The organism is Salinispora cortesiana (assembly GCF_000484695.1).
Taxonomy (GTDB): domain Bacteria; phylum Actinomycetota; class Actinomycetes; order Mycobacteriales; family Micromonosporaceae; genus Micromonospora; species Micromonospora cortesiana.
Window position 1 is genome coordinate 80271 of sequence record NZ_AXVR01000011.1, and the last position, 26604, is coordinate 106874.

Sequence of the window (26604 nt, forward strand, 5' to 3'; positions counted from 1 at the left end):
GTCGCGAGCGGAGGGTGGACCGGTGAGTGCGAGGAGTGAGCTTGCGAGCCCCGCAGTCGCGAGCGGAGGGTGGACCGGTGAGTAGTAGCACTGTGGCGCCGGAGGTGGCGGCTGAGTCGACCTGGCGGACGCTGCGGCGGGGCTTGGCGCTCTCCCCGGAGTTGCGGGTCGGGTTGGCGGGCACGCTCGGCCTGGCGCTGGTCTACATGGTTGGTCGGGCGGCCGTGCCGGTTGCGGTGCAGCAGGGCATCGACAACGGCATCGCCGGCGGCCTCCGCCTGGATGTGGTCTGGACGGTGGTGACCGTCACCACGGCGGTGCTCGTGGTGACCACTACCTGTGGCTACCTCATGATGCGGAGGCTGTTCACGGTCAGTGAGACCGCCCTCTCCAACGTGCGGGTTCGCGCCTTCCGACACGTCCACGACCTGTCGATGCTGCACCAGCAGTCCGAGCGGCGTGGGTCGTTGGTGTCTCGGGTGACCAGCGACGTCGACCAGATCACCCAGTTCCTCCAGTGGGGTGGTGTGATCCTGCTGATCAACCTCGGTCAGCTGGTGGTCACGACAGGGGTCATGCTCGCCTACTCCTGGCAGCTGACCCTGGTGGTGTACGCGGCGTTCGGCCCGGCGGTGTTCGTGATCCGGCGGCTCCAGCGGCGGCTCGCCGGCGCGTACGGGGTGGTGCGGCAGCGCACCGGCATACTGCTCGGCGCGATCGCCGAGAGCGTGGTGGGCGCGTCGGTGATCCGGGCGTACGGCATCTCCGGGCGCACCGCGCGTCGGCTGGACGAGGCGATCGACAGCCAGCGGCGGGCCCAGCAGCGGGCTATCCGGATCAGCGTCCTGGGTAGCTCGGTCGGGGAGATCGCGGCCGGGTTGGCGTTGGCCGGCGTGGTGGTGCTGGGAGTGCTGCTCGGCGCTGACCGTACGTTGAGCGTCGGTGAGGTGACCGCGTTCCTGTTCCTGGTGACCCTCTTCGTGCAGCCGGTGCAGATCGCCACCGAGGTGCTCAACGAGGCGCAGAACGCGATCGCCGGCTGGCGACGGGTACTCGACGTGTTGGATGTCGAGCCGGATGTCGCGGACCCCGGCGAGTCGGGGCGGGAGCTTCCGCCGGGTCCGCTGGATATCCGTTTCGTCGGGGTGGGTTTCGCCTATCCGGGCGGTGCACCGGTTTTGCATGACATCTCGGTGGAGATTCCGGCGAAGAGCCGGGTGGCGGTGGTCGGCGAGACCGGCAGTGGGAAGACGACGTTCGCGAAGCTGCTCACCCGGCTGATGGATCCGACGGCGGGGGACGTGCTGCTCTCCGGGGTGCCGTTGCGGGAGGTGCGGTTCGGCTCGCTGCGCTCGCGGGTGGTGATGGTCCCGCAGGACGGGTTCCTCTTCGACGCCACGGTCGCAGAGAATGTCCGTTTCGCTCGGCCAGACCTCACCGACGAGCAGCTCACCGCCACCTTTGTGGAGCTGGGGCTGGCGGACTGGCTGGACAGCCTCCCGGCGGGCCTGGACACCGCGGTGGGGGAGCGCGGTGAGGCGTTGAGTGTGGGCGAGCGGCAGTTGGTCGCGCTCGCCCGCGCGTACGTCGCCGACCCGGATCTGCTGGTGCTCGACGAGGCGACCAGCGCGGTCGATCCGGCGACCGAGGTGCGTCTGCAACGCACCTTGGACGCGGTGACCCGGGGCCGGACAACGCTCGCCATCGCGCACCGGCTCTCCACGGCACAGGCCGCCGATGAGGTGATCGTGGTGGATCGAGGGCGGATTGTGCAGCGGGGTGCGCATGGGGAGCTGGTCCGCGATGCCGAGTCGGTGTACGGGCAGCTCTACGCCTCGTGGCTGGAGCAGACCCGGTGACTGCGGCTGGGCGAGACCCAGCCCCCAGTGGGGGGCGACCCGGCCTTCCAGCGCGCCGTCCCCGCCCCTTTGGCGGGGTGGCTAGCCCTCCAGCGGACCGGTGAGGTAGCGCTGCATGGTGGGGCCGACGGAGCCGATGAGCGTCTCGGGGGCAGCGCTGGCGATCGGCTCGAGTCGGAGCACGTGGCGCGCCATCGCCAGGCCGAAGAGCTGGCTGGCCACCAGCGACCCACGGAGCGGTGCCTGCGCCGGGTCCACGTCGAGGTGGTCGAGGACCGGGCGCAGCACCTGCGTGGTGAGGAACTCGCGCAGCAGCCGAGCGGTCCACTCGTTGCTGACCGCCGAGCGCAGCAGCGCCACCGCGGGGGTGCCGGCGGGGGAGTCCCAGATGCCGAGGAAGGCGCGGACCAGCCGTTCCCCGATCTGGTCGGGGTCTCCGGCGAGTACGGTCGGCACCACCTCGGCTGGGTCGGCGGGGGCGTTCATCGCGGCGAGGAAGAGCTTGTCCTTACTGCCGAAGTAGTGGTGCACCAGTGCCGGGTCCACGCCGGCGGTGGCGGCGATGGCACGGATGGAGGCTTTGTCGAAGCCCCGTTCGGCGAAGGTGGTCCGGGCAGCCGCCAGGATCGTCGCCCGGGTGTCCGGGTTGCCGGGTCGCCGTCCGATCCGCCGTACCATCCTCGCCCTTCGCTCGTTGTCGTCTCTGTCCTGCCGATCGTGCCCTTGGCCGCCTTCGATCGCGGCACCGGGTCCGCTGCGTCGTCGGGTCAGCCGCTGCGTCGGCGCAGGGTGGCGGCGGCGAGTATCAGCGCCAGCACCGCGGCGCCGCCCACGATCGCCAGGTCGCGCCACATTGTCGCGGTCGGTTCGGCGTTCGAGCCGACTTCCAGCAACGCCTCGACCGAGTACGACAGGGGCAGAACGTCGCTGACCGCCTGGAGCCAGCCGGCCATCTCGTCGCGGGGGACGAAGAGCCCGCAGAGCAGCAGCTGCGGGGCGACCACGACCGGCATGAACTGTACGGCCTGGAACTCGGTCCGGGCGAAGGCGCTGCAGAGGAGCCCGAGCGCGACGGCGAGCACGGCGTTGACCGCCGCGATCAGGATGACCAGCCCGCTGCTACCGGCGGTGTCGAGATCGAACAGCCAGTAGGCCACCGCGGCTGCGACCGCCGCCTGTACCACGGCGGCCAGGCCGAACGCGATGCCGTATCCGAAGAGCAGGTCGAGTTTGCCCAACGGGGTGGTGAGTAGCCGTTCCAGCGTGCCACTGGTGCGTTCGCGCAGCATGGCGATGCTGGTCACCAGGAACATGATGATGAAGGGGAAGAATCCCAGCAGCACCAGTGCGATCCGATCGAACGGCGCCGGTTGGCCCGGTGGTGTCGGCTGGTCGACGTACATGTAGTAGACCACCGTGAGGAGGGCTGCGGGCACGACCACGAGCAACGCGACCGTGCGCCGGTCGTGGCGCAGTTGGCGCAGGATGCGGCCGGTGGTGGCGGCGAGGATCCGGGGATTCACGACGCCTCCTGGCCGGCCGTACCGGCCTCGCCTGCTTGGATCATTCGTAGGAACGCCTCCTCCAGGTCGTCCACGCCGGTTGCCGCACGTACCGCCGCTGGTGTGTCGTTCGCGATCAGCCGCCCCTCGCGGATCAGCAGGAGTCGGTCGCAGCGGGCGGCCTCGTCCATCACGTGGCTGGAGATGAGCAGGGTGGTGCCGGCCGCGGCCATCGCGTGGAACCGGGCCCAGAGCTCCGCGCGCAGCACCGGATCCTGACCGACGGTCGGCTCGTCGAGCACGAGCAGCTCGGGGTCGCCGACCAGCGCGCAGGCCAGTGAGGCGCGGCTGCGCTGGCCACCGGAGAGGGTGGCGACCAGCTGACCGGCGGCTGCCCGCAGCCCGACGTCGGTCACGGCCTGATCGGCCTGGGTGGTGCCCCGCCCCTGTAGGGCGGCGAAGTAGCGGGCGTTCTCCCGGACGGTCAGGTCCGCGTAGATGCTCGGCGCCTGGGTCAGGTAGCCGACCCGGCGGCGTAGCTGTGGGGCGCCAGCCGGGTGGCCCAGGACGGTGACCGTGCCGGCGGTGACGACCTGCACCCCGACCAGTGCCCGCAGGAGCGTGGTCTTTCCGCTGCCGCTCGGCCCGAGCAGGCCGGTCACCGTCCCGTGCGGCACGGTGGCGTTGATTCCGGACAGCACCTGTCGCCCGCCCCGGTCGACAACCAGGTCACGAAGGGCGATGGCGTCCTGCATTGCGCACCTCCGGGTAGAAGATCGACTGTTGAACTCAACGGTAGTTGAATTCTGTTGGGTGGGCAAGGCACACGGGTGCCCTACCACCCGCCCATCGGGTATCGGAGAATGAGTGACTATGCCCGTACCTGACGCGCCGTCACCCGGCGCCCAGCCCGGCTCGGACCCGAGCGGCGGTCCGGCCCGGCCGTCCCACCTGGACCCAGCCATCGCCGCGCGCCTGCGCCGTACGTCGGACGGGCTCCTCGCCGCGGTGGTCCGCCAGCACGGCTCCGCCGAGGTGCTGATGCTCGCCTGGATGGACGACGAGGCGCTACATCGGACGCTGACCACCGGTCGGGCCACCTACTGGTCCCGCAGCCGCGGTGAGTACTGGGTCAAGGGCGCGACCTCCGGACACCACCAGTACGTCCGCGCCGTCGCCCTCGACTGTGACGGAGACGCCCTGCTGGTCGATGTTGATCAGGTCGGCCCGGCGTGTCACACCGGCCGGCGATCCTGCTTCCACAACAGCTTGCCGGTCACCGGTGCGTCCGCCGACGAACGGCAGGTCCGGCCATGACCGACGGCATCGTCCGTCCGGACGCGACGACCTTCGCCGAGCAGGCCGCCGGAAGGCGGGTCGTGCCGGTCACCCGGCGGCTGCTCGCCGACGCGGAGACGCCGGTCGGCGTCTACCGCAAGCTGGCCGGCGGTCCGGGCACCTTCCTGCTCGAATCTGCCGAGCAGGGTGTCGGTTCAACCGGCATGACCTGGTCCCGGTACTCCTTCATCGGGGTCCGCAGCGCGGCGACCCTGACCGAACGCGACGGTGCCGCGGTGTGGACGGGGCAGCCCCCGGCGGGGCTACCCACGGCCGGTGACCCGGTCGCGGTGCTTCGGGACACCGTCGCCGCTCTCGCCGGGCCGCCTCCCGACGACACCGTCGGGCTGCCGCCGCTGACCGGCGGCATGGTCGGCTACCTCGGGTACGACCTGGTCCGGCACTTCGAGCGGCTGCCCGAGCGCACCGAGGACGACCTCGGCCTGCCCGCGCTGGGAATGATGCTCGCCACCGACCTGGTGGTGCTCGACCACTACGACGGCTCGGCGCTCCTGGTGGCCAACGCCGTCTTGCCACCGCCGGAGGCGCCGGATCGGGCGGCGGCGGTCACCGCCGCATACCACCACGCGGTCGGGCGGCTGGACGCGATGACTGCTGCGCTGTCCCGGCCGATTCCCCCGATGGCCTCCACCGTTGGCGCAGCACCCGTCGGGGACGTGCGCTGCCGAACGCCCGAGGGTGGCTACCAGAAGGCGGTGCTGGCGGCCAAGGAGGCGATCCGGGCCGGTGAGTGCTTCCAGATCGTGCTGTCGCAGCGATTCGAACGGGCGACCGACGCCGACCCGCTCGACGTGTACCGGGTGCTGCGGACCACCAACCCCAGCCCGTACATGTACCTGCTGCGTTTCGACGGCTTCGACATCGTCGGTTCGTCTCCCGAGGCGCACCTGAAGGTGACCACCGAGGTGGACGGGGAGCGGCGTGCCCTGCTGCATCCGATCGCCGGCACCCGGCCGCGTGGCAGCTCGCCGGAGGCCGACGCCCAACTCGCCGCCGAGCTGCTCGCCGACCCGAAGGAGCGCGCGGAGCACGTGATGCTGGTGGACCTGGGCCGCAACGACCTGGGGCGGGTCTGTCGACCTGGCACGGTCGAGGTGCCCGAGTTCGCCACGATCGAGCGGTACAGCCATGTGATGCACATCGTCTCCACAGTGGTCGGCGTCCTCGCCGCGGACCGCACCGCCTTTGACGCGCTGGTCGCGACCTTCCCGGCGGGCACCCTCTCCGGTGCCCCGAAGGTGCGGGCGATGGAGTTGATCGAGGAGCTGGAGCCGGTACGGCGTGGGCTCTACGGCGGCACCGTCGGCTACTTCGGCTTCGGCGGTGACCTCGACATGGCGATCGCGATCCGTACCGCCCTGATCCACGGCGGGCGTGCCCACGTGCAGGCTGGCGCGGGCGTGGTGGCGGATTCGGATCCGGCCGCCGAGGAGCAGGAGACGCGGAACAAGGCTGCCGCGGTGCTGGCCGCCATCGCCGCGGCCGAGACCCTGCGTGCGGCCCGGTGAGCGCCCGGGACGAGGCTGGTCCGGGGCGGCCCGGGACCGCCCGGCGGGAACTCGTCTACGCCGTGCTCCTCGGGGTGGCCGGGGCGGGCCTTTCAATGTGGGCGGTGACCCGGGCCTGGGTGGTCGAGCTGGCGCCCCGCCCCGCCCCGTTGCCCCCGGTCCGCGTTGCCCGCACCGGTGTGCAGCTACTTCCCTGGCTGCCCGCACTGGCCCTGGTCACCCTCGCCGGATGGGGCGCGGTGCTGGCCACTCGGGGCCGGGTACGGCGGCTGTTGGGTGGCGTGCTGACCGGGCTCGCGGTGGCGGTGGCGGTTGGTGGCGGGTATGGCCTGCTCGCGGGGTTCAGCGGCGAGGTCAGTCGGCAGTGGCCGCTGCTCTGCCTGCTCGGCGGCGGGTGCGCCGCGGCCGCCGGTGTGCTGACCGCGGCCCGGGGGGACCGCTGGTCGGTGATGGGCGCCCGATACGAGCGGTCTGCGGGGGCGGTGACCGGCCCGGTGCCGGGCCGGAGCACCAGTGACGCCTGGGACGCGTTGGATCGGGGTGCGGATCCGACGGACGACTGACGCCGTCCGTCGCCTCAGCCCATCGGCCGCGGCTCGTGGCTTGCGGTGAGCTCGGCCACGATCCGGTCCAACTCGGCCCGCTGGTCGGCGCGGGCCCGGTCGGCGCAGACGGCCTCCCACGCGTTGCCCCGCGCGGTGCGCATCTGCGCCTCGCCGACCACGGCGCGCTCGAGCGTGTGCACCATGCCGACGGCGAGCGAGGCGACCGTACGGGAGATGGTGGTGAGGTCGATGCTCCCAGTGCTCATGATCAATCCCGGAGATCGTTGGGTGGCGCGGGCGGATGCCGAATCGAGTCTGCCCGAGGGAAATGCTCGTCGACTCACGTTTCGTCGGGGTGTCCGCCGCGTCAACTCTGCCTCCGCGGCGCTGACCTGGGAAGAGTCCGCTGGCCTTGAGCTTGCTCACAGCCCTGCCCCGGGGCATCCGGCCGGCGATCGCCCTGCCGGATAGCATTACATCAATGCCCACGATGGCTGTGGTCGGTGATCGTCGGCCTCGATCGGTGACCGGGAGGTGGTGGCTGTGTGTGAGCTCGCCTTCACTGGAGGTTGGGCATTATGCCGCAAGCCGATTCGTGAGAAGCGCCATACCCCCGGCGGCCTGCGTCGGGTACGCCGCCTAGCATCGGCCCATGACGCCCGGAGAGGGGAGCGTTGGTGACTGCGGAGCATGCGCACGCGGGGGGAAGTGACGCCGGTTCGGCGAAGCCCAGCGTGCTGGATGAGATTTTGGCCGGAGTGCGTGAGGATGTGGCTCGGCGGCAGGAGCAGGTCCCGCTGGAGCGCATTCGAGAACTGGCCGCCGCCGCCCCGCCACCGCTGGACGCGTACGCGGCCCTGCGTCGGCCCGGCGTGGCGGTGGTCGCCGAGGTAAAGCGCTCCTCACCGTCCAAGGGGCGGCTGGCGGAGATTACCGATCCGTCCGACCTCGCCAGCGACTATGCCGCTGGTGGTGCCCGGGCGATCAGCGTGCTCACCGAGGGGCGCTGGTTCGGCGGATCGCTGGACGATCTCGCCGCCGTCCGGGCCGCGGTTGATGTTCCGGTGCTGCGGAAGGACTTCGTGGTCTCCAGCTACCAGGTGCATGAGGCGCGGGCGCACGGCGCCGATCTGGTGCTGCTGATCGTGGCGGCGTTGGAGCAGAAGGTGTTGGTCGGCCTGCTGGAGCGGATCGAGTCGCTGGGCATGACCGCCCTGGTCGAGGTGCACGACGAGGAGGAGGCGGACCGGGCGTTGGAGGCCGGCGCCCAGGTGATCGGAGTCAACGCTCGCGACCTGCGTACGCTGGAGGTCGACCGTTCGGTCTTCGAGCGGATCGCGCCCGGCCTGCCGAGCCGGGTTGTCAAGATCGCTGAGTCGGGGGTGCGCGGCCCCCACGACCTCATCCGGTACGCGTCGGCCGGTGCCGACGCGGTCCTGGTCGGCGAGGGCCTGGTCACCCAGAAGAGCCCCCGGGAGGCGGTGGCCGAGCTGGTCAACGCCGGTAACCACCCGGCGACACCCCGTCCGGTGCGCTGAGCGCGCGCTGGTCAGAACGAAGGGAGCCGCGATGAGCGTCGACACGCCCACCGCGACCGGTCGATACCCGGACGCCGCCGGTCACTTCGGCCGGTTCGGCGGCCGGTTCGTCCCCGAGGCCCTGGTGGCCGCGCTGGACGAGCTCGACAGCGCCTGGCGTACCGCGATGGGGGACGAGTCGTTCCAGACCGAGTTCGCCGCCCTGCTCCGCGACTACGCCGGCGCCCCCTCGTTGCTCTACCCCGCCCAGCGTCTCTCCGCCAAGATCGGTGCACAGGTGCTGTTGAAGCGGGAGGACCTCAACCACACCGGGGCGCACAAGGTCCGCAATGTGCTCGGCCAGGCGTTGCTGACGAAGCGGATGGGCAAGCGGCGCGTCATCGCCGAGACCGGCGCCGGTCAGCACGGGGTGGCCACCGCCACCGCTGCCGCCTTGTTCGATCTCGAGTGTGTGGTCTACATGGGTGCGGTGGACACCCAACGGCAGGCGCTGAACGTGGCGCGCATGCGGATGTTGGGCGCCACCGTGGTGCCGGTCACCACCGGGTCACGCACCCTCAAGGATGCGATGAACGAGGCGATGCGGGACTGGGTCGCCAACGTCGACAACACCCACTACCTGATCGGTACGGCGGCCGGTCCGCACCCCTTCCCCGCCCTGGTCCGCGATTTCGTCCGAGGCATCGGCGACGAGGCCCGCCAGCAGTGCCTTGACCTGGTCGGTGCGCTGCCCGACGCGGTCACCGCCTGCGTCGGCGGCGGCTCCAACGCGCTCGGTGTCTTCCACGCCTTCGTCGACGACCCGAGCGTGCGCCTGTACGGCTTCGAAGCCGGCGGGGACGGGCCGGCGACCGGCCGGCACGCGGCCAGCATTACCGGTGGTTCCTCGGGCGTGCTGCATGGGACCCGGACCTACGTGCTTCAGGACGCCGACGGTCAGACCGTCGAGTCGCACTCGATCTCGGCGGGGTTGGACTATCCGGGCGTCGGGCCGGAGCACGCCTGGCTGCACGACACCGGCCGGGCGACGTACCGGCCGGTGACCGACGCCGACGCGATGGCCGCCTTCGAGTTGCTCTGCCGTACCGAGGGCATCATCCCCGCGATCGAGAGCTCGCACGCGCTGGCCGGCACGGTCTCGATCGCCCCGGAGCTCGCCGCCGAGCTGGGTCGGGAGCCGGTCGTGGTGGTCAACCTCTCCGGCCGTGGTGACAAGGACGTACACACCGCCGGGGAGTACTTCGGCGTCCTCGACAAGGAGTGACAGCGTGAGTCGCATCGGGGTCGCGTTCGACCAGGCGCGGGCCGAGGGCCGGGCCGTCCTGGTCGGCTGTATGCCCGCCGGGTTCCCGACCGTCGAGGGCAGCATCGCCGCGATGACCGCCATGGTCGAAGCGGGCGTGGACGTCATCGAGGTGGAGATTCCGTACTCCGACCCGGTGATGGACGGTCCGGTGATCCAACGGGCCAGTGACATCGCCCTGGCCGGCGGGGTACGGGTCGCCGACACGCTGCGCATCGTTGACGCGGTCGCCGCCACCGGCGCACCCGTGGTGACGATGACCTACTGGAACCCGGTCGAGCAGTACGGTGTTGACGCCTTCGCCCGGGACCTCGCCGCAGCGGGCGGCACCGGGCTGATCACGCCCGACCTGATTCCCGACGAGGCACAGGAGTGGCTGGCCGCCTCCGACGCGTACGGGCTGGACCGAACCTTCCTCGTCTCGCCCTCCTCCACCGACGCTCGGCTGCGGATGACCGTCGAGCATTGCCGGGGGTTCGTCTACGCCACCGCGATCATGGGGGTCACCGGGGCCCGTACGCAGGCTTCGGCGGCGGCTCCGGTGCTGGTGTCCCGGGTCCGGGCAGTCACCGACCTGCCGGTCGGTGTTGGCCTCGGGATCGGCACCGGGGAGCAGGCCGGTACGGCGGCCGGGTTCGCCGACGGCGTCATCGTCGGCAGTGCCCTGATCCGCTGCCTGCTCGATGCCGCGAGCCTGCCGGCGGGGCTGACCGCCCTGCGTGAGCTGAGCGCCGAACTCGCGGCTGGCGTCCGGACCCCGGCCTCCTGACGCCCGACCGGGCCACCCATCGGCCCGGCGGTCCCGAGGCGAGCGCCACCGGTCGCGCGGGCCGGGGTGCCACGGCGGGGCCGATCGGCGGTAGCCTGTTCACTCGTGACCCTCGCCTCGCAGACCCCTCTGGCGGCCCTGCCCAGTCCGACCACCGCGGTGTGGCAGCTGGGCCCGGTGCCGATCCGTGCGTACGCGCTTTGCATTCTCGTCGGCATCGTGGTGGCCTGCTGGGTCACCGAGCGGCGGCTGCGGCAACGCGGGGTGGCGCCGGGGGCGGTGCTCGACATCGCCGTGTGGGCGGTGCCGGCGGGCATCATCGGTGCCCGGATCTACCACGTGATCTCCTCACCAGAGAAATACTTCGGCACCGGTGGCGAGCCGCTCAAGGCCTTCGCCATCTGGGAGGGGGGTCTCGGTATCTGGGGTGCCGTGGCCGGTGGCGCGCTCGGTGCGTGGTATGCCGCCCGTCAGCTCGGTATTCCGTTCGCGGTGGTGGCCGACGCCCTCGCCCCGGGACTGCCGCTGGCCCAGGCGATCGGGCGGCTCGGCAACTGGTTCAACAATGAGCTCTACGGCGGGCTCACCACCCTGCCCTGGGGCCTGGAGATCCACCGGATGGACCCGGAGACGGGCCGAGCCCTGCGCGACGACGCCGGGACACCCATCCTCGAGGCCGGGCTCTACCATCCGACCTTCGCCTACGAGGCGCTGTGGAACCTGGGTGTGGCCACCCTCGTCTTCCTCCTCGACCGGCGGCTGAAGCTGGGCCGCGGCCGGGCCTTCGCGCTCTATGTGCTGGGCTACACGGCCGGCCGGTTCTGGATCGAGATGATCCGTACCGACGACGCGAACATGATCCTCGGCCTACGGCTGAACGTCTGGACCGCGGCGGTGGTCTTTCTCGGTGCGCTGATCTATTTCGTGCGGGTGCGCGGGCCGCGCGAATACCTGATCCCGATTCACGAGGTGTCGGCGTCCGCGCCCGAGTCTGACGTGTCGCAGGTCGACCTCTCCGCTCGTGAGGCGAGTGCCCAGCCGGGAGCCCCGGAGGGCTACCAGGTGGTCAGCGAGGAGCAGTTCCGGCACTGGCAGGAGACGGGCGAGGCACCGTCGGGGCCGGAGACCGGGCGCTCCGGTGACGACCCGCCCACCGACCGGCCGGCGGATGCCGCCCGCTCCGCCGACCAGCGCGACAGCTGAGCGAGGAGGGCCGCATGCGTAGCGCGGTCGTGGTCGGCGCCGGTGTCGGTGGCCTTGCGGTCGCGGGTGCGTTGGCGCGCTCCGGCTGGCAGGTCACGCTGGTCGAGCGCGCCGATCGGATCCGTCCGGAACCCACCGCGGTGGTGCTCTGGCCCAACGGAGTGCGCGCCCTGCGCGCCCTCGGCCTCGGGGCCGGGCTCGACGCGATCGCCACACCGTTGTCGAGCAGCGGGGTGCGCCGACCCGACGGACACCAACTGGTGCGTCCCCGCCCGGTCCCGGCGGACCGAAGCCCGGTGGTGGTGCACCAGGAGGACCTGCACGATGCGCTGATCGCCGGGCTGGGCGACGGTGTTGAACTGCGGACCGGCGTGACCCTCCGTTCGGTTCGCGCGGAGCCGGGCGCCCGTCCGTCGGTCGGTGACGGCCGGCACACCTACGAGGCGGACCTGGTAGTCGCCGCCGACGGCCTCGACAGCGTGGCTCGCGCGCAACTCGCACCGGAGGCAGCGGTGGTCAGTTGTGGCTCGGCCGCGTGGCGGGCGGTGATCCCGTGGTACCGGACGCCCCATCTCCCCGCCGACCTGCCGCCGACCGGGGAGATCCTCGGTGCCGGGTACCGCTTCATCTACGTGTCGCTGGGCGAACGGGGCTCCTCCGGGGCCTCCAGCCGCGGCGGGATCTACTGGGTGGCCACCGCCGCCGGTGCGCCCCGGCCGGAGTCGCCAGAGACCCAGCTCGCCCTCCTGCGTCGCTGGTACGCCGGCTGGCCCGCACCCATCGCCGATCTGCTCGACGCCACCGACCCGGCCGACCTGGTCCAGCGGGAGATCCGCGAACTACGTCCGCTGCCCCGCACGTACGGCTTCCCCACCGGTCCTGGCGGGGCGGTGCTGCTCGGTGACGCGGCGCACGGCATGCCCCCGCACCTCGGGCAGGGGGCCTGCCTCGCCTTCGAGGACGCCGCCACCCTGGCCGCGCTGCTCCGGGAGTCCCGGCTGCCGGACGCGGTCGTCGCCTACGACCGGACCCGACGGCCCCGGGTGGCGGCGACGGTTCGGCAGACCCGACGGATGTCGGCGGTGCTCCAGGCCCGTGGTCGGCTCGCGCTCCGCGCCCGCGATGCTGTCCTCGGTGCCCTCACCCCCCGGCTGCTGGGCAGTGCCGGCACGACCGCCGACAAGTGGCATCCCCCGTCCTGACCAGCTCCGGCCGCCAACCTGCGGGGAAGCCGGCCGAGGGCGGTGTGGGGTAGGGATGAGTATCTTTCTCACACTCTGGAAGGTGTGATCAATCTGCACTGGCCTTGTGCGGCCCCCCCTAACGTAGACTCAAATGACCCTTGAGGGCCGACGTCGTCCCGACCAAGATTCAGCCTGAGTGACGACAGGAGGCCCGGGTGGCCGTTCCGTACCCGCACCACATCCCGCAGCAGGTCCCGCACTCCGACCCGAACGGGTCCACAGCCGGGCTCTACGACCCCGCGTACGAACGAGACGCGTGTGGCGTGGCGTTCGTGGCGGACCTGCGCGGCCGGCGGTCGCACGGGGTGGTGGCGAACGGGCTCGCCGCGCTGCGTCGGCTGGACCATCGGGGTGCCCGGGGTGCGGAGCCGAACACCGGTGACGGTGCGGGCATCCTGATCCAGGTGCCGGACGCGCTGCTGCGCGCGGTGGTGGACTTCCCACTGCCCCCGATCGGCGAATACGCGACCGGCCTGGTCTTCCTGCCGGACGACGACGAGGCCGAGCTCCGGGCCCGCCAGGTGGTGGAGAAGTACGCGTTGGTCGAGGGCGTCGACCTGCTTGGGTGGCGGAACGTGCCGGTGGATCCGGCTGGCCTGGGCGCGACGGCGCTCGCGGCGATGCCCCGGGTCCGGCAGCTCTTCGTCACCGCGCACCGGCTCACCGACTCGGCGACGGGCCCGGCTGGTTCCCGGTTGACCGGGCTCGAGTTGGAGCGGGTGGCGTACCGCGTCCGCAAGCAGGCCGAGCGGGAGTCGGCGGAGCGCGGCGTACCGGCGTACTTTCCGTCGCTCTCCGGCCGCACGATGGTCTGGAAGGGCATGCTCACCCCGGACCAGCTGCCGGAGTTCTACCCGGAGCTGACCGACGAGCGGATGTGCAGCGCCATCGCGCTGGTGCACTCCCGCTTCTCCACGAACACGTTCCCGTCCTGGCCCCTGGCGCACCCGTTCCGATTCATCGCCCACAACGGCGAGATCAACACCATCCGTGGCAACCGGAACTGGATGCAGGCGAGAGAGTCGATGCTCGCCCGTGGAACTGGTGCGGCGCTGCCTGGCAACATTCGTCGGATATTCCCGGTCTGTACGCCGGGGGCATCCGACTCCGCCAACTTTGACGAGGTCCTGGAGCTGCTGCACCTGGCGGGGCGAAGCCTGCCGCACGCGGTGTTGATGATGATTCCGGAGGCCTGGGAGAACGACCCGGACATGCCCGCTGAGCAACGGGCCTTCTACCGGTTCCACGCCAGCCTGATGGAGCCCTGGGACGGGCCGGCGTCGGTGGCTTTCACCGACGGCGAGATTGTCGGGGCGGTGCTGGACCGCAACGGCCTACGTCCCGGCCGCTGGTGGCAGACCTCCGACGGGCTGGTTGTGCTCGGCAGTGAGGCGGGCGTGCTGGACCTGGATCCGGCCACCGTGGTCGCCAAGGGGCGCCTGCAGCCCGGTCGGATGTTCCTGGTGGACACCGTGGGCGGCCGGATCGTGCACGACGACGAGATCAAGGCCGAGCTGGCGGCGGCCCAGCCGTACGAGGAGTGGCTGCACGCCGGCCTCATCGAGCTGACCGACCTGCCGGCGCGGGAGCACATCGTCTACACCCACGACTCGGTACGCCGCCGGCAACAGGCGTTCGGCTACACCGACGAGGAGCTGAAGATTCTCCTCGCGCCGATGGCGCGGGTCGGCGCCGAGCCGATCGGCTCGATGGGAACGGACACCCCGATCTCCCCGCTGTCCACCCGACCTCGGCTGCTCTACGACTACTTCCACCAGCTCTTCGCCCAGGTCACGAACCCGCCGCTGGACGCCATCCGGGAGGAGTTGGTGACCAGTCTCCAGTCCACGATCGGGCCGGAGGGCAACCTGCTCGAGCCGGGGCCGGCGAGTTGCCGGCAGCTCGTGGTCCCCTATCCGGTGATCGACAATGACGAGCTGGCGAAGATTCTCTCCATCGACGAGGACGGGAATCTCCCCGGATTCAAGGCGGTCCGGGTCTCTGGCCTGTACCGGATCCGGGAGGGTGGCGCAGGCATCCGGGCGCGGCTGACCGAGATCTGCCGGCACGTCTCCGAGGCCATCGAGGACGGCGTGCGCATCCTGGTCCTCTCTGACCGGGACTCCAACGCCAACCTCGCCCCGATCCCGTCGTTGCTGCTCACCGCGGCGGTGCACCAGCATCTGGTTCGGGAGCAGACCCGGACCCAGGTCTCGCTGATCGTGGAGTCCGGCGACTGCCGGGAGGTGCACCACGCGGCCGTGCTGGTCGGGTACGGCGCGGCGGCGGTCAACCCGTACCTGGCGTTCGAGTCGGTGGAAGACATGATCTCGACTGGGGCGCTGGTCGGCGTCGAGCCGGGCACCGCGGTTCGCAACTACGTCAAGGCGCTCGGCAAGGGTGTCCTGAAGATCATGTCCAAGATGGGCATCTCGACCGTGTCGTCGTACTGCGGCGCCCAGGTCTTCGAGGCGGTTGGGCTGGACAGCCAGCTGATCGAGCGGTATTTCTGGGGCACTCCCAGTAAGATCGGCGGGGTTGACCTGGACGGGATCCACGTTGAGGTCGCCGCTCGACACGCCCACGCCTGGCCGGAGCCGGGGACGGCGACGACAGACCGGCTGGATGTTGGCGGCGAGTACCAGTGGCGGCGTGAGGGCGAGCTGCACCTGTTCAACCCGGAGACCGTCTTCCTGCTCCAGCACGCCACCCGCAGCCGGCAGTACGACGTGTTCCGGGCGTACACCTCGAAGGTTGACGCGTTGGCCGCCCAAGGGGGTGCGCTGCGGGGTCGGTTCACGCTGCGTACCGGAGTGCGCCCGCCGGTGCCGATCGAGGAGGTCGAGCCGGCCAGCGAGATTGTTCGGCGCTTCGCCACCGGCGCCATGTCCTACGGGTCGATCTCGGTGGAGGCGCACGAAACCCTCGCGATCGCGATGAACCGGCTCGGCGGCAAGTCCAACACCGGCGAGGGCGGTGAGGACGTCGAGCGGCTACACGATCCGACCCGCCGCTCCGCGGTCAAGCAGATCGCCAGCGGTCGGTTCGGGGTCACCACCGAGTACCTGGTGAACGCCGATGACCTGCAGATCAAGATGGCGCAGGGTGCCAAGCCCGGCGAGGGCGGTCAACTTCCCGGCAACAAGGTCTGGCCATGGATCGCCCGGACCCGCCACGCCACCCCGGGCGTCGGCCTGATCTCTCCGCCACCACACCACGACATCTACTCCATCGAGGACCTGGCCCAGCTCGTGCACGACCTCAAGTGCGTCAACCCGGCGGCGCGGGTGCACGTCAAGCTGGTCAGTGAGGTCGGGGTGGGTACGGTGGCGGCGGGTGTGGCGAAGCTGAAGGCCGATGTCATCCTCATCTCCGGGCACGATGGCGGCACCGGTGCGTCCCCGCTGAACTCGCTCAAGCACGCGGGCACCCCGTGGGAGCTGGGCCTGGCCGAGGCGCAGCAGACCCTGCTGCTCAACAAGCTCCGGGACCGGGTCACCGTGCAGGTTGACGGCCAGCTCAAGACCGGGCGGGACGTGCTGGTCGCGGCCCTGCTCGGGGCGGAGGAGTTCGGCTTCGCCACCGCCCCGCTGATCGTCGAGGGCTGCGTGATGATGCGCGTCTGTCATCTGGACACCTGCCCGGTCGGCATCGCCACCCAGAACCCGGTCCTGCGTGAGCGGTTCACCGGCCGGCCGGAGTTCGTGGAGAACTTCTTCCTCTTCCTCGCCGAGGAGGTCCGTGGGTACCTCGCCGAGTTGGGTCTGCGCTCGATCGACGAGGCGATCGGCCGGACCGAGTTGCTCGATGTCGCCCCCGCAGTTGATCACTGGAAGGCGGCGGGTATCGACCTGAGCCCCATCCTGCGCCTGCCGGAGCTACCCGAGGAGACCGCTCGGCGGGGCGTCCGCGCCCAGGACCACGGTCTCGGGCTGGCGTTGGACAACGAGCTGATCGCACTCGCCGAGCCGGCGCTGCGCTCCGGCACCCGGGTGCGGACGCAGGTGTCGGTGCGCAACGAGCACCGCAGCGTCGGCGCGATGCTCGGGGGCGAGGTGGTCCGTCGTCACGGTGGGGCCGGCTTGCCCACCGACACGATCGAGTTCGACCTGTACGGCACCGTCGGGCAGTCGTTCGGTGCGTTCCTGCCGTCCGGGGTCACCCTGCGCCTGCACGGCGACGCCAACGACTATGTCGGCAAAGGGCTCTCCGGTGGGCGGCTGGTGCTCCGCCCGGATCGGGCCGCGCCCTTCGTCAACGCGGAGGCCATGCCGGGTCGGCGGGCGGAGGATCAGATCATCGCCGGCAACACCATCCTCTACGGGGCCACGGCAGGTGAGGTCTTCCTCCGCGGTCGGGCGGGGGAGCGGTTCGCGGTGCGTAACTCCGGGGCGGCTGCTGTCGTCGAGGGCGTCGGCGACCACGGCTGCGAGTACATGACCGGCGGTACCGTCGTGGTGTTGGGGCCGACGGGGCGGAACTTCGCGGCCGGGATGTCCGGTGGGACCGCGTTCGTGTGGCGGCTGGATCGTCGGCGGGTTAACACGGAGTTGGTGGACCTGGCGCCCCTGAGCGAGCAGGAGCAGGCAGCCCTCTACGACCTGGTCCAGCGGCACTACACCGAGACCGACTCCGCGGTCGCCGAGGACTTGCTCAAGCGCTGGTCGGAGGCGGTGGAGGAGTTCACCGCCGTGGTGCCCCGGGACTATCGCCGGGTGCTGGAGATCATGCGGGCTGCCGAAGCCGCCGGCTACGACGTGGACGACGCGGTGATGAGCGCCCTGGCGGTGCCGGCAGCGCAGCCCGCGTCGTCCGCACCGTCCACGCCGGTGTCGCCCGTCGCGCGGGTGGCCGTTCAGGAGGTAGCTCGTGCCTGATTCGTTTGGTTTCCTGCGGTACGACCGGCAGCTTCCCGCCCGGCGGCCCGTGCCGGTGCGGATCATGGACTGGCGGGAGGTCTACCCACCGGCCGGTGAGGAGCTGATCCGGGAGCAGGCCACCCGCTGCATGGACTGCGGCATTCCGTTCTGCCATGATGGCTGCCCGCTGGGCAATCGCATCCCGGATTGGAACGACCTGGTCCGCACCGGTGGCTGGGACGCCGCAGTGGAGACGCTGCACGCCACCAACAACTTTCCGGAGTTCACCGGTCGGCTCTGCCCGGCCCCCTGCGAGGCGGCCTGCGTACTCGGCCTCGGCGGCCAGCAGCCGGTCACGATCAAACAGGTTGAGGTGGAGATCGCCGACGCTGCCGTGGCCCGCGGTGGGCTACGGCCCTGGTCGGTGCCGTCCGCCAGCGGTTGTTCGGTGGCGGTGGTCGGCTCCGGGCCCGCCGGGCTCGCCGCCGCGCAGCAGCTGGCCCGGGCCGGGCATGCGGTCACTGTGTACGAGCGGGACGACGCCCTCGGTGGCCTGCTGCGGTACGGCATCCCGGACTTCAAGCTGGAGAAGCACCACATCGACCGGCGGCTTGCGCAGCTCGCCGCCGAGGGGGTGCGCTTCCGGACCGGGGTGGAGGTCGGTGTCGAGGTGACCGCCGAGCAGCTGCGGGCCGAGCACGACGCGGTGCTGCTCGCCTGCGGTGCCCTGGCCAGCCGGGACACCCCGGCAACCCCCGGGCGATCGCTGCGCGGTGTGCACCAGGCGATGGGGTATCTCGTTGCGGCCAACCGGGTGGTCGCCGCCGCGCGGGGCAACCCGCCGGCCACCGCGGTGCTGCCGGACTATACGCCGATCGATGCGGCCGGCCGGAACGTCGTCATCATCGGTGGCGGCGACACCGGCGCGGATTGCCTCGGCGTCGCGCATCGGCAGGGCGCCGCCGAGGTGTACCAGCTCGACCTCTACCCGCAGCCGTCCCGGGAGCGGGACGAGGCACGGGATCCGTGGCCAACTTGGCCGTGGATCCTGCGCGAGTACCCGGCGCACGAGGAGGGCGGGGAGCGGGTCTTCGCCGTCGCCGTGCAGGAGTTCGTGGACGACGGCAGCGGGGCGGTGCGGGCGGTCCGGATCGCCGAGGTGACGGTGGAGAAGAGCGCCGGCCGGCGGGTCGTCACCCCGGTGCCGGGCAGCGAGCGGGAGCTGCCGGCCGACCTGGTGCTGTTGGCGATCGGTTTCGACGGCACCGAGCCGCAGCCGTTGCTTGAGCAGCTCGGGGTGTCCCGCACCGAACGGGGCGCGGTGGAGGCCCGTTCGGACTGGCAGACCGACGTGGACGGCGTCTTCGTCGCCGGGGACATGCACCGGGGCGCGTCGTTGATCGTGTGGGCGATCGCCGAGGGCCGGGCCGCCGCTGCCGCCATCCATTCGTACCTGGACGGGCGGGGCTCGCTGCCGGCACCGGTGGCTTCGGATGCTCGGCCGCTCGCTGGCTGAGGGGGCTGCGGGCGCGGCTGCTTCCACCGTTGGCCGCCGGGGACGGCCAGCGGCACGGCGTATTCACATTAGTGAATTGTTTCGGTAGTATTACCAGCTAGTAGCAAGCTCTACCCTGGCCACGCGCGCGGTCTCTGGGCTCCCCACCCCCGGCCCTGTGGAGGTCCACATGCCACCCCGTGCGCCCGCCCGTGCCCTGGCGGCCCTGGTCGCCCTCTGCGTCGCCGTTGTCGGCGCGGTGCTGGTCCCCAGCGCCGCGCAGGCCGCGACCATCAACTACGTCGCGCTGGGCGACTCGTACTCCTCCGGCGTCGGCGCCGGCCCGTACGACGGGTCTAGCTGCCTGCGCAGTCAGAAGTCCTACGCCCCGCGCTGGGCTGCGGCGAATGCGGTGACCAGCTTCCAGTTCCCGGCCTGTGGGGGCGCGGTCACCGCCGATGTCATCAACAGCCAGGTCGACTCGCTCAGCGCCAGCACCACGATGGTGACAGTCACCATCGGTGGTAATGATGCCGGCTTCGCCAGCGTGATGCTCACCTGCCGGTTCGGCAGCACCTCGGCCTGCACGGAGGCCGTCGACGAGGCCCGGGACTTCGCCCAGACCACCCTGCCCGGCCGGCTGGACACCACCTACGCGGCGATCCGGGACCGGGCGCCGAACGCCCGGCTGATCGTGCTCGGCTACCCGCGCCTCTTCGAGACCGGCTGGTGTGGCCTGTTCGGGATGAGCGCCACCAAGCGGCAGCAGCTCAACGAGGCCGCCGACCTTCTCACTAACATCATCGCCGGCCGCGCCGCCGCGGCCGGTGCCACCTTCGCCGACCCTCGTGCCTACTTCGCCGGCCACGGCGTCTGCGGCGACGAGCCCTGGATCAACGACGTCACCAGGCTCATCGAGGCATACCACCCCAACGACGAGGGCTACCGCGACGGCTACCTGCCGGCGCTGAACGCCGTCACCGGCTGACCTCTGTCCGGCGGTCGGCAGTCCCTGATGGGCTGCCGACCGACCGCGGGGGCAGGTACGGACGCTGGCGGCGCTGGCCGCCGCTCCTGGTTCACGCTGGGCGACGGTTCCCGATGGCGGGGTCGCCGATGCGGGGAAACGGTTCGATCGAGAAGACCACCTCGACCGGCACCTCGAAGTAGGCGGCGATTCGCAGCGCCAGGTGTAGGCTGGGTCGAAACTCTCCCCGCTCCAGGTAGCCGATGGTCTGGTAGTGCACACCGAGCCCGTCGGCGAGCTGCCGTCGGGAGATGCCCCGTTCGGCGCGCAGCACCGCGATTCGGTTGTGCACGGTCTCGCTCATTGCTGCCCTCTCATCCGACCCGCTGCATGGCCTGCTCCCGTCGGGCCGCGACGCGCGAGCCGGACTCCCGGCGGGCCATCCGGCGCAGTAGCACCGGCGCCAGCACGAGCCCGAGCACCGCCCACGCCCCGAGGACGGCAACCATCTCCAGATGGCGCCAGGACCCGCCGATCTCGACCGCCGCCAGGTCAGCCGGAAGCAGCGCGGAGCGCATACCCAAGCCTAGCCAGTAGAGCGGGAAGACCTGGGCGGCACCCTGGAGCCAGCCGGGCAGACCGTCGATCGGGTAGAAGATGCCGGAGACGGCGATGAGGCCCATCACCGGCAGCACCAACAGCCCCATGTTGCGCGGGTTCTCGATCAGAGAGCCGATCATCGCGCCCAGCGGGAGCGTCGCTATCAGCCCGAGCGGCACCGCCCAGGCCAGGGTGAGCCAGGCGCTGGGGTCGCCCAGCCGGAGCCCGTCCAGGAAGAACATCCCGGGGGTCAGTTGGATGACCAGGCCGATCATCGCGACCGACGAGACCAGCACCAGCTTGCCGATCAGGTAGCCGAGCATCCCGTTCGGAATGGCCTTGGCCCGTAGCAGGGTGCCGTCCTCCCGGTCCACGACGAGGTGCTGGGCCAACCCGAGCAGCCCGCCGAAGAGCAGGCCCATGCCCAGCGCGCTGGGCAGGGTCCGCGCGCCGAGGGAGAAGTCGGTGCCGGGCACGGTCGCCCCGCGCATGAAGAAGACGGCGACCAGCAGCACCACCGTGGGGAAGAAGTAGTTCCATAGATCCTGGCCATTGGTGAAGGTGCTGCGCAACTCGATCACGCCGCGCCGTAGGCCGGCCCGGAGGGCGGTGGTCTTCGGGTTCATCGGTTCTCCTCCTGCTGCTGCCACACCCGTTCGGCCCGGCCGGTACGGATTCCGGTTTCTTCCTCGTGCACCAGGGCCAGGTACGCGTCCTCCAGGTTGGCGCGGCGTACCTCCAGTTCCTGTACCCCGTCGCCGTGGTCGCGGAGCAGGTCGCGCAGGAAGCCGGTGGCGTCCATGGTGGCGTGTACGTGGCGTTGGCCGTCGCAGGTCCAGCGGATCTCCGCATCGGTGGTCAGCCGGCGGGAGAGCTGGTCCGGCGAGCCCCGGGCGATGATCCGGCCGTTGGCCAGGATGACGATCAGGTCGGCGAGCTTTTCCGCTTCGGCCAGATCGTGGGTGGTCAGCAGGATGGTGGTGTGGTCCAGGTCGGCGAGGCGGTGCACGAGCTCGTGGAACTCGCGTCGGGCCGCCGGGTCGAGGCCGACCGTCGGCTCGTCCAGGAAGAGCAGCTCTGGCCGGCCCACGATGCCGACCGCCACATCGAGTCGCCGCCGTTGTCCACCGGAGAGCCGGGACACCCGAGCGTTGGCATGTGCGGTCAGCCCGACGGCGGCCAGCAGGTCGTCCACCGGCCACGGGCGCTGGATCTGGTCGGTCGCGTACGGCGCGTAGTAGTCGCCGAGGTGGGAGAGGAGGTCCCGCACCCGCCATCGGCCGTGGTCACGCCAGGATTGGAGCACCACGCCGATCTGGGCGCGCCACCGCTCGTCGCCGCGGGCGGGATCAACACCGAGCACCCGGACCGTTCCGGCTGAGGACAGCCGGAACCCCTCAAGGATCTCGATGGTGGTGGTCTTGCCGGCACCGTTCGGCCCGAGCAGCGCGATCACCTCGCCTCGTTGGGCGGTGAGGTCGATGCCGTTCAGCACGTCCACAGTGCCGTAGCGCATGCGTAGGTCTCGAACGTCGAGGACCAGGCGATCGTCGGGATTTCGGGGGGCCTCGACCGCCTCCGACCATTCGACTGTAGTCATACTCTGGAAGATAGCACCTCTACTACAGATCTAGGTACAGCGACTCTCACCTGGAGGGGTTGTGCCTGCGCCGTGGTGCGGTGGTTCCGCGAAGTTGCTTTCCCCTATGGGGTCTTTGTCCGGACGGCCGGAGTGTGCCGTTGATGGAACAACAGGTTACTGGAGGGTAGCCAGGCATTGACGAATAAGAATTTCTGCCCGCATCATCGTTCGCACCGGTCGATCGGACGCACCGCACCCACCACCCTCATGGAGGTGCAGCCATGTTGCTTCGAAAGACCGCCATCGTGCTTGCGTTCGCGCTCGGCGCCACCGTCGCCGTCCCGGGCGTCGCCGCCAGCGCAGCACCCGCCGTCCCGGGGGGCGCCGCCAGTGCGGCACCCGCCGGTACTACGGCGGAGCAAACGTCCACCCACCACGCCCCGGCGAGCAGTTCCGACGCAGTCGGCCCGGCTGACGTAGCCGACAACCCCGTGATCATCGTTGGCGGGTTGAGCGGCTTCGCCTTCGCCTACGAGCCACTCGCCGCCCGCCTGGACGCCGACGGCTTCCGCCCCTTCATCTATGAACTGCCGGGGCTGGGCTTCGGCGACATCCCGACCTCGGCCCGCGCCTTCGCCGACTATGTTGACCAGGTGCGCGCCACCACCGGTGCCGCCCGGGTGGATCTGGTGGGGCACTCCGAGGGGGGATTGGTGGCCCGCTACTACCTGAAGCGACTCGGTGGCACCGGAGCCGTCGGTCGATACGTCAGCCTCGGCAGCCCGCAGTACGGGACGTACGTGGCCAACATCATCGCCTTCCTCGGGCTCGGCAGCTGCGCCGGCGTGGTGGCCTGTCAGCAGATGACGATCGGCTCGGACTTCCTGGCCGACCTCAACGCCGGTGACGACACCCCCGGCTCGGTCAGCTACACCACGATCCGTTCGTGGCAGGACCAGTTGGTGCGGCCGGTGGGCAACGCCGCGCTGGCTGACGGGGCGAGCAACGTGCTGATCCAGTCCTGGTGTCCGCTGCGGCTGGTCGGGCACCTCGGGCTGGTGCTGGACGGGACCACCTACACGGTGATTCGGCAGGCGCTGCGCGACGAGTCGATCCGCCCCAACTGCTGGGCAGTCTAGGCGCGTTCCTGGTGGGGCGGTCGGCATCGTCGACCGCCCCACCAGGCTGTGCCGGACCGTCCGGTTGTCTCCCAGGACGCGTGCCAGTTTGCTTCGGCTCTCCCGGGGCGTGCGCTTCCCTGGTCGCAGTGGGGCGGGGAACGGGAAAGCCAGCGACCGAGGTCGAATGTCTCCGCGCTGTTCACCCATGCCTTTCTGACGGACTTACCGCGGGCGGTACGATCTCGGGGCGCGCGGTCGCCGACGCCCGCCCCCCCACGACGTTCCCGGCGGTTATCCGCTGCCGGCCGTGCAGCCGCGCAACGTCGGAGAACGTGTTCGCATTGCGACAGGGGTCGGCCCGCGGACCGGCCCGGAGGAGAGATTAGCCTGATGGGCGTGACACGCCGCGCAAAGATTGTTTGCACACTTGGCCCCGCCGTCTCCTCACCGGAGCGTATTCGTGGCCTTGTTGAGGCCGGAATGGATGTGGCGAGGCTCAACTTCAGCCACGGAAGCCACGCCGATCATGAGGCGGTCTGCCGGCTGGTTCGGGAGGCGGCCGAGGCGGCGGGGAGGCCGGTCGCGGTTCTCGCCGATCTTCAGGGCCCCAAGATCCGGCTCGGCCGGTTCGCCGACGGCCCGCACGAGTGGCGTACCGGTGACTCGGTGGTGATCACCAGTGATGACATTCTCGGCACCCGGGACCGGGTCGCCTGCACCTACCGCAAGCTTCCCCAGGAGGTGAAGCCCGGCGACCGGCTGCTGATCGACGACGGCCGGGTCGTGGTCGAGGTCACCGACGTCACCGGCAACGACATCCGTTGCCTGGTCACTGAGGGCGGACCGGTCTCCAACAACAAGGGTGTGTCGCTGCCGAACGTGGCGGTCAGCGTCCCCGCGCTCTCGGACAAAGACACCGAGGACCTGCGGTTCGCCCTCGGCCTCGGTGTCGACCTGGTGGCGCTCTCCTTCGTCCGCTCCGCCGACGACATTAAGTTGGTTCACGCCATCATGGCCGAGGAGGGCGTGCACCGGCCGGTGCTGGCCAAGGTGGAGAAACCAGAGGCAGTGGATCAGCTCGGGGCGATCGTCCTGGCCTTCGACGGGATCATGGTTGCCCGTGGCGACCTCGGCGTGGAGATGCCGCTGGACCAGGTGCCCCTGGTCCAGAAGCGCGCGGTGCAGCTCTGCCGGGAGAACGCCAAGCCGGTCATCGTCGCCACCCAGATGCTCGACTCGATGATCGAGAACTCCCGGCCCACCCGGGCTGAGGCCTCCGATGTGGCCAACGCCGTGCTCGACGGCGCGGACGCGGTGATGCTCTCCGGCGAGACCAGCGTCGGAAAGTACCCGGTGCTCACCGTGAGCACCATGGCAAAGATCGTGGCGACGACGGAGGCGGGCTCGATCGGCGTGCCGCGGCTCCAGCACGATCCGCGTACCCACGGGGGCGCGCTCACCATCGCCGCGTCGTCGATCGCCCGGGCGATCGACGCCAAGGCCCTGGTGGCGTTCTCGCAGACCGGCGACACCGTCCGGCGACTCTCCCGGCTGCACTGCGACCTGCCGCTGCTCGCGTTCACCCCGGTGCCGGAGGTGCGCAACCAGCTCGCCCTCTCCTGGGGGGTGCAGACGTTCCTGATGCCCTTCGTTGAGCACACCGACGGCATGTTTCGGCAGGTCGACGAGGCGCTGCTCGGCCTCGGTCGGGCCAACCCCGGCGACTACGTCGTGATCGTCGCCGGTAGCCCGCCCGGAACCCCCGGCTCGACCAACACCCTGCGCGTGCATCAGCTCGGGTCGCTGGTCGACCTCGCTGCGGCCCGGGCGCTCCAGTGAGCGTTCGGAGCGAGCCGGGCCCGCGATCCCCTTGGTCGCGACTGGAGGCCCGGTGAGCGAGCCTGGCGCGGTGGTCGGTCAGGCCGCGGTCGATCAACTGCTGGAGGTGCTGGACCTCAGCCCGACCGGCGAGCGAACCTTCCGGGGGATGAGCCCGCAGGTCGGCCCACAGCGGGTGTACGGGGGGCAGGTCGCCGGCCAGGCGCTGGTCGCCGCCGGGCGGACGGTTGATCCGGAGCGCTCCGTGCACTCCCTGCACGGCTACTTCGTGCGACCGGGCGATCCGAGTGAGCCCATCGACTACCAGGTCGAGTGCGTCCGCGACGGTCGTTCCTTCTCCGTCCGCCGGTCGGTGGCGCTTCAGCACGACAAACCGATCTTCTTCATGTCGGCGTCTTTCCAACGTCAGGAGGAGGGGCTGGACCATCACGCGCCCTCCCCGCCGGACGTGCCCGGCCCGGACGAGGTGCCGACGATGACCGACCGGCTCGCCCGCTACCCGGAGCGGCTGGGTATCTGGGCACTGATTCCCCGGCCGATCGACGTCCGCTACGTCGGCGAGCCCGGCTGGGTGCGCCCCGGTGACCGTCCGGCCGAGCCGAACCAGCGGGTGTGGATGCGGATCGACGGCAAGCTCCCGGATGATCCACTGCTGCACGCCTGTGCCCTGACGTACGCCTCCGACCTCACCTTGCTGGACTCGGTGCTCTCAGTGCACGGAGAGGTGTGGGGACCCGGCGGGGTGGTGGGCGCAAGTCTCGATCACGCCCTCTGGTTCCATCGGCCGTTCCGCGCCGACGAGTGGTTCCTCTACGACTGCTGGAGCCCGTCGGCATCCGGAGCGCGTGGGTTGGCGGCCGGTCGGATGTTCACCCGGGACGGCCGGCAGATCGCCAGCGCGGTGCAGGAGGGCCTGCTGCGAAAGGTTGGGGCCTGACGCGCTACCTATCAAGGGAGGGCTGGCCCTTTCCACCGATTCACCGCCGGAAAGGGCTGGCCCCAACAGCTCACGACCCGCAGCGCCCGATGACCGTTTTGTGTCGGTTGGGGTGTGGTCGGGGGCATGGTGGTGGTGGAATCTCGGGGGGCGTGGGGGTGTTACACCCTGCGTACGGCCGAGCAGGCGCCTCGCTCAGGTGGGTGACGCCGGGTGCGGGTCGCCGGGAATGATGGTGGCCGGCCGGTCGTTACACCTGGACCCGGCGCCGTGCGCGTCCCCCGTGAGACCCGCGGTCGCCGCCCTCTTTTTCTTGTGATCTTTTGAGCGCCGGACGGTGCTTGCACCCCTTTTGCCGCCTGACCCCCTGTGGG

General features: G+C 70.8%; 22 protein-coding genes. 15 read left to right on the forward strand and 7 right to left on the reverse strand.

The window, feature by feature from the left end:
• Positions 1 to 92: 92 nt before the first annotated feature.
• A complete protein-coding gene (locus K228_RS0107820) occupies positions 93 to 1859 on the forward strand; it encodes an ABC transporter ATP-binding protein (protein ID WP_033776645.1) in 1767 nt (588 codons plus the stop codon).
• 81 nt (positions 1860 to 1940) lie between these two features.
• Here K228_RS0107820 and K228_RS0107825 read toward each other — a convergent pair whose 3' ends face one another.
• The 3 genes from K228_RS0107825 to K228_RS0107835 all read right to left on the reverse strand — a co-directional run bounded on the left by K228_RS0107825 (position 1941) and on the right by K228_RS0107835 (position 4116).
• Positions 1941 to 2537: a TetR/AcrR family transcriptional regulator gene (locus K228_RS0107825; RefSeq protein ID WP_025617929.1), complete on the reverse strand. Its 597-nt coding sequence runs from the start codon at positions 2535 to 2537 to the stop codon at positions 1941 to 1943.
• A gap of 89 nt (positions 2538 to 2626) precedes the next feature.
• Positions 2627 to 3382: an ABC transporter permease gene (locus tag K228_RS0107830; RefSeq protein ID WP_025617930.1), complete on the reverse strand. Its 756-nt coding sequence runs from the start codon at positions 3380 to 3382 to the stop codon at positions 2627 to 2629.
• Positions 3379 to 4116: an ABC transporter ATP-binding protein gene (locus K228_RS0107835; protein WP_025617931.1), complete on the reverse strand. Its 738-nt coding sequence runs from the start codon at positions 4114 to 4116 to the stop codon at positions 3379 to 3381. The genes K228_RS0107830 and K228_RS0107835 overlap by 4 nt, the downstream gene beginning before the upstream one ends.
• Before the next feature lie 118 nt (positions 4117 to 4234).
• Between K228_RS0107835 and hisI the strand changes: the two genes are divergently transcribed.
• The 3 genes from hisI to K228_RS0107850 are packed head-to-tail and all read left to right on the forward strand — an operon-like array spanning position 4235 to position 6791.
• On the forward strand, positions 4235 to 4678 hold the full coding sequence (gene hisI, locus K228_RS0107840; RefSeq protein ID WP_025617932.1) for a phosphoribosyl-AMP cyclohydrolase: 444 nt from the start codon (positions 4235 to 4237) through the stop codon (positions 4676 to 4678).
• Positions 4675 to 6228 (forward strand): anthranilate synthase component I, encoded by a 1554-nt coding sequence (locus K228_RS0107845; protein ID WP_025617933.1) that lies wholly within the window; start codon positions 4675 to 4677, stop codon positions 6226 to 6228. The genes hisI and K228_RS0107845 overlap by 4 nt, the downstream gene beginning before the upstream one ends.
• Positions 6225 to 6791, forward strand: a complete 567-nt coding sequence (locus K228_RS0107850) for a Trp biosynthesis-associated membrane protein (RefSeq protein WP_025617934.1) — start codon at positions 6225 to 6227, stop codon at positions 6789 to 6791. The genes K228_RS0107845 and K228_RS0107850 overlap by 4 nt, the downstream gene beginning before the upstream one ends.
• A gap of 14 nt (positions 6792 to 6805) precedes the next feature.
• Here the strand turns inward: K228_RS0107850 and K228_RS0107855 are convergent, their stop codons facing one another.
• Entirely contained in the window at positions 6806 to 7039 is a 234-nt protein-coding gene (locus K228_RS0107855; protein ID WP_025617935.1) for a hypothetical protein, read from the reverse strand.
• A 468-nt stretch (positions 7040 to 7507) separates the two neighbouring features.
• On the opposite strand from K228_RS0107855, the gene trpC reads away from it, so the two are divergent.
• The 8 genes from trpC (at position 7508) to K228_RS0107895 (ending at position 20172) form a co-directional block, all read left to right on the forward strand.
• Complete coding sequence (trpC, locus tag K228_RS0107860) at positions 7508 to 8311, forward strand: indole-3-glycerol phosphate synthase TrpC (protein ID WP_025617936.1); 804 nt, start codon at positions 7508 to 7510, stop codon at positions 8309 to 8311.
• A gap of 31 nt (positions 8312 to 8342) precedes the next feature.
• Positions 8343 to 9575, forward strand: coding sequence for a tryptophan synthase subunit beta (gene trpB, locus K228_RS0107865; protein ID WP_025617937.1), 1233 nt, complete (start codon positions 8343 to 8345; stop codon positions 9573 to 9575).
• A gap of 4 nt (positions 9576 to 9579) precedes the next feature.
• Entirely contained in the window at positions 9580 to 10383 is an 804-nt protein-coding gene (trpA, locus tag K228_RS0107870) for a tryptophan synthase subunit alpha (RefSeq protein ID WP_025617938.1), read from the forward strand.
• A gap of 105 nt (positions 10384 to 10488) precedes the next feature.
• Positions 10489 to 11586 (forward strand): prolipoprotein diacylglyceryl transferase, encoded by a 1098-nt coding sequence (gene lgt / locus K228_RS0107875; RefSeq protein ID WP_025617939.1) that lies wholly within the window; start codon positions 10489 to 10491, stop codon positions 11584 to 11586.
• Positions 11587 to 11600: 14 nt separating this feature from the next.
• Entirely contained in the window at positions 11601 to 12788 is a 1188-nt protein-coding gene (locus K228_RS0107880; RefSeq protein ID WP_025617940.1) for an FAD-dependent oxidoreductase, read from the forward strand.
• A 197-nt stretch (positions 12789 to 12985) separates the two neighbouring features.
• Positions 12986 to 17707: a glutamate synthase large subunit gene (gene gltB / locus K228_RS0107885; protein WP_025617941.1), complete on the forward strand. Its 4722-nt coding sequence runs from the start codon at positions 12986 to 12988 to the stop codon at positions 17705 to 17707.
• Positions 17700 to 19205: a glutamate synthase subunit beta gene (locus tag K228_RS0107890; RefSeq protein WP_025617942.1), complete on the forward strand. Its 1506-nt coding sequence runs from the start codon at positions 17700 to 17702 to the stop codon at positions 19203 to 19205. Before gltB ends, K228_RS0107890 begins: the two co-directional genes overlap by 8 nt.
• Positions 19206 to 19374: 169 nt before the next feature.
• Entirely contained in the window at positions 19375 to 20172 is a 798-nt protein-coding gene (locus tag K228_RS0107895; protein ID WP_025617943.1) for an SGNH/GDSL hydrolase family protein, read from the forward strand.
• A 91-nt stretch (positions 20173 to 20263) separates the two neighbouring features.
• Here K228_RS0107895 and K228_RS0107900 read toward each other — a convergent pair whose 3' ends face one another.
• The 3 genes from K228_RS0107900 to K228_RS0107910 are packed head-to-tail and all read right to left on the reverse strand — an operon-like array spanning position 20264 to position 22351.
• Positions 20264 to 20515: a helix-turn-helix transcriptional regulator gene (locus tag K228_RS0107900; RefSeq protein WP_025617944.1), complete on the reverse strand. Its 252-nt coding sequence runs from the start codon at positions 20513 to 20515 to the stop codon at positions 20264 to 20266.
• A gap of 10 nt (positions 20516 to 20525) precedes the next feature.
• On the reverse strand, positions 20526 to 21377 hold the full coding sequence (locus tag K228_RS0107905) for an ABC transporter permease (RefSeq protein WP_025617945.1): 852 nt from the start codon (positions 21375 to 21377) through the stop codon (positions 20526 to 20528).
• Complete coding sequence (locus K228_RS0107910) at positions 21374 to 22351, reverse strand: ABC transporter ATP-binding protein (RefSeq protein WP_025617946.1); 978 nt, start codon at positions 22349 to 22351, stop codon at positions 21374 to 21376. Before K228_RS0107910 ends, K228_RS0107905 begins: the two co-directional genes overlap by 4 nt.
• 263 nt (positions 22352 to 22614) lie before the next feature.
• Between K228_RS0107910 and K228_RS0107915 the strand changes: the two genes are divergently transcribed.
• From K228_RS0107915 to K228_RS0107925, 3 genes are all read left to right on the forward strand, one after another.
• Positions 22615 to 23472, forward strand: a complete 858-nt coding sequence (locus K228_RS0107915; protein ID WP_025617947.1) for a lipase family alpha/beta hydrolase — start codon at positions 22615 to 22617, stop codon at positions 23470 to 23472.
• Positions 23473 to 23844: 372 nt separating this feature from the next.
• Entirely contained in the window at positions 23845 to 25293 is a 1449-nt protein-coding gene (gene pyk / locus K228_RS0107920; RefSeq protein ID WP_025617948.1) for a pyruvate kinase, read from the forward strand.
• A 52-nt stretch (positions 25294 to 25345) separates the two neighbouring features.
• Positions 25346 to 26230 carry an acyl-CoA thioesterase gene (locus tag K228_RS0107925; RefSeq protein ID WP_025617949.1) on the forward strand — a complete coding sequence of 295 codons (885 nt, stop codon included), beginning with the start codon at positions 25346 to 25348 and terminating at the stop codon, positions 26228 to 26230.
• The last annotated feature ends 374 nt before the right edge of the window (positions 26231 to 26604 follow it).

Coding starts and splice junctions, on each gene's coding strand:
- K228_RS0107825 (WP_025617929.1), bottom strand. CDS start 2,537: ATGGTACGGCGGATCGGACGGCGACCCGGCAACCCGGACACCCGGGCG.
- K228_RS0107835 (WP_025617931.1), bottom strand. CDS start 4,116: ATGCAGGACGCCATCGCCCTTCGTGACCTGGTTGTCGACCGGGGCGGG.
- hisI (WP_025617932.1), top strand. CDS start 4,235: ATGCCCGTACCTGACGCGCCGTCACCCGGCGCCCAGCCCGGCTCGGAC.
- K228_RS0107845 (WP_025617933.1), top strand. CDS start 4,675: ATGACCGACGGCATCGTCCGTCCGGACGCGACGACCTTCGCCGAGCAG.
- K228_RS0107855 (WP_025617935.1), bottom strand. CDS start 7,039: ATGAGCACTGGGAGCATCGACCTCACCACCATCTCCCGTACGGTCGCC.
- trpB (WP_025617937.1), top strand. CDS start 8,343: ATGAGCGTCGACACGCCCACCGCGACCGGTCGATACCCGGACGCCGCC.
- K228_RS0107880 (WP_025617940.1), top strand. CDS start 11,601: ATGCGTAGCGCGGTCGTGGTCGGCGCCGGTGTCGGTGGCCTTGCGGTC.
- K228_RS0107895 (WP_025617943.1), top strand. CDS start 19,375: ATGCCACCCCGTGCGCCCGCCCGTGCCCTGGCGGCCCTGGTCGCCCTC.
- K228_RS0107900 (WP_025617944.1), bottom strand. CDS start 20,515: ATGAGCGAGACCGTGCACAACCGAATCGCGGTGCTGCGCGCCGAACGG.
- K228_RS0107905 (WP_025617945.1), bottom strand. CDS start 21,377: ATGAACCCGAAGACCACCGCCCTCCGGGCCGGCCTACGGCGCGGCGTG.
- K228_RS0107910 (WP_025617946.1), bottom strand. CDS start 22,351: ATGACTACAGTCGAATGGTCGGAGGCGGTCGAGGCCCCCCGAAATCCC.
- K228_RS0107915 (WP_025617947.1), top strand. CDS start 22,615: ATGTTGCTTCGAAAGACCGCCATCGTGCTTGCGTTCGCGCTCGGCGCC.
- pyk (WP_025617948.1), top strand. CDS start 23,845: ATGGGCGTGACACGCCGCGCAAAGATTGTTTGCACACTTGGCCCCGCC.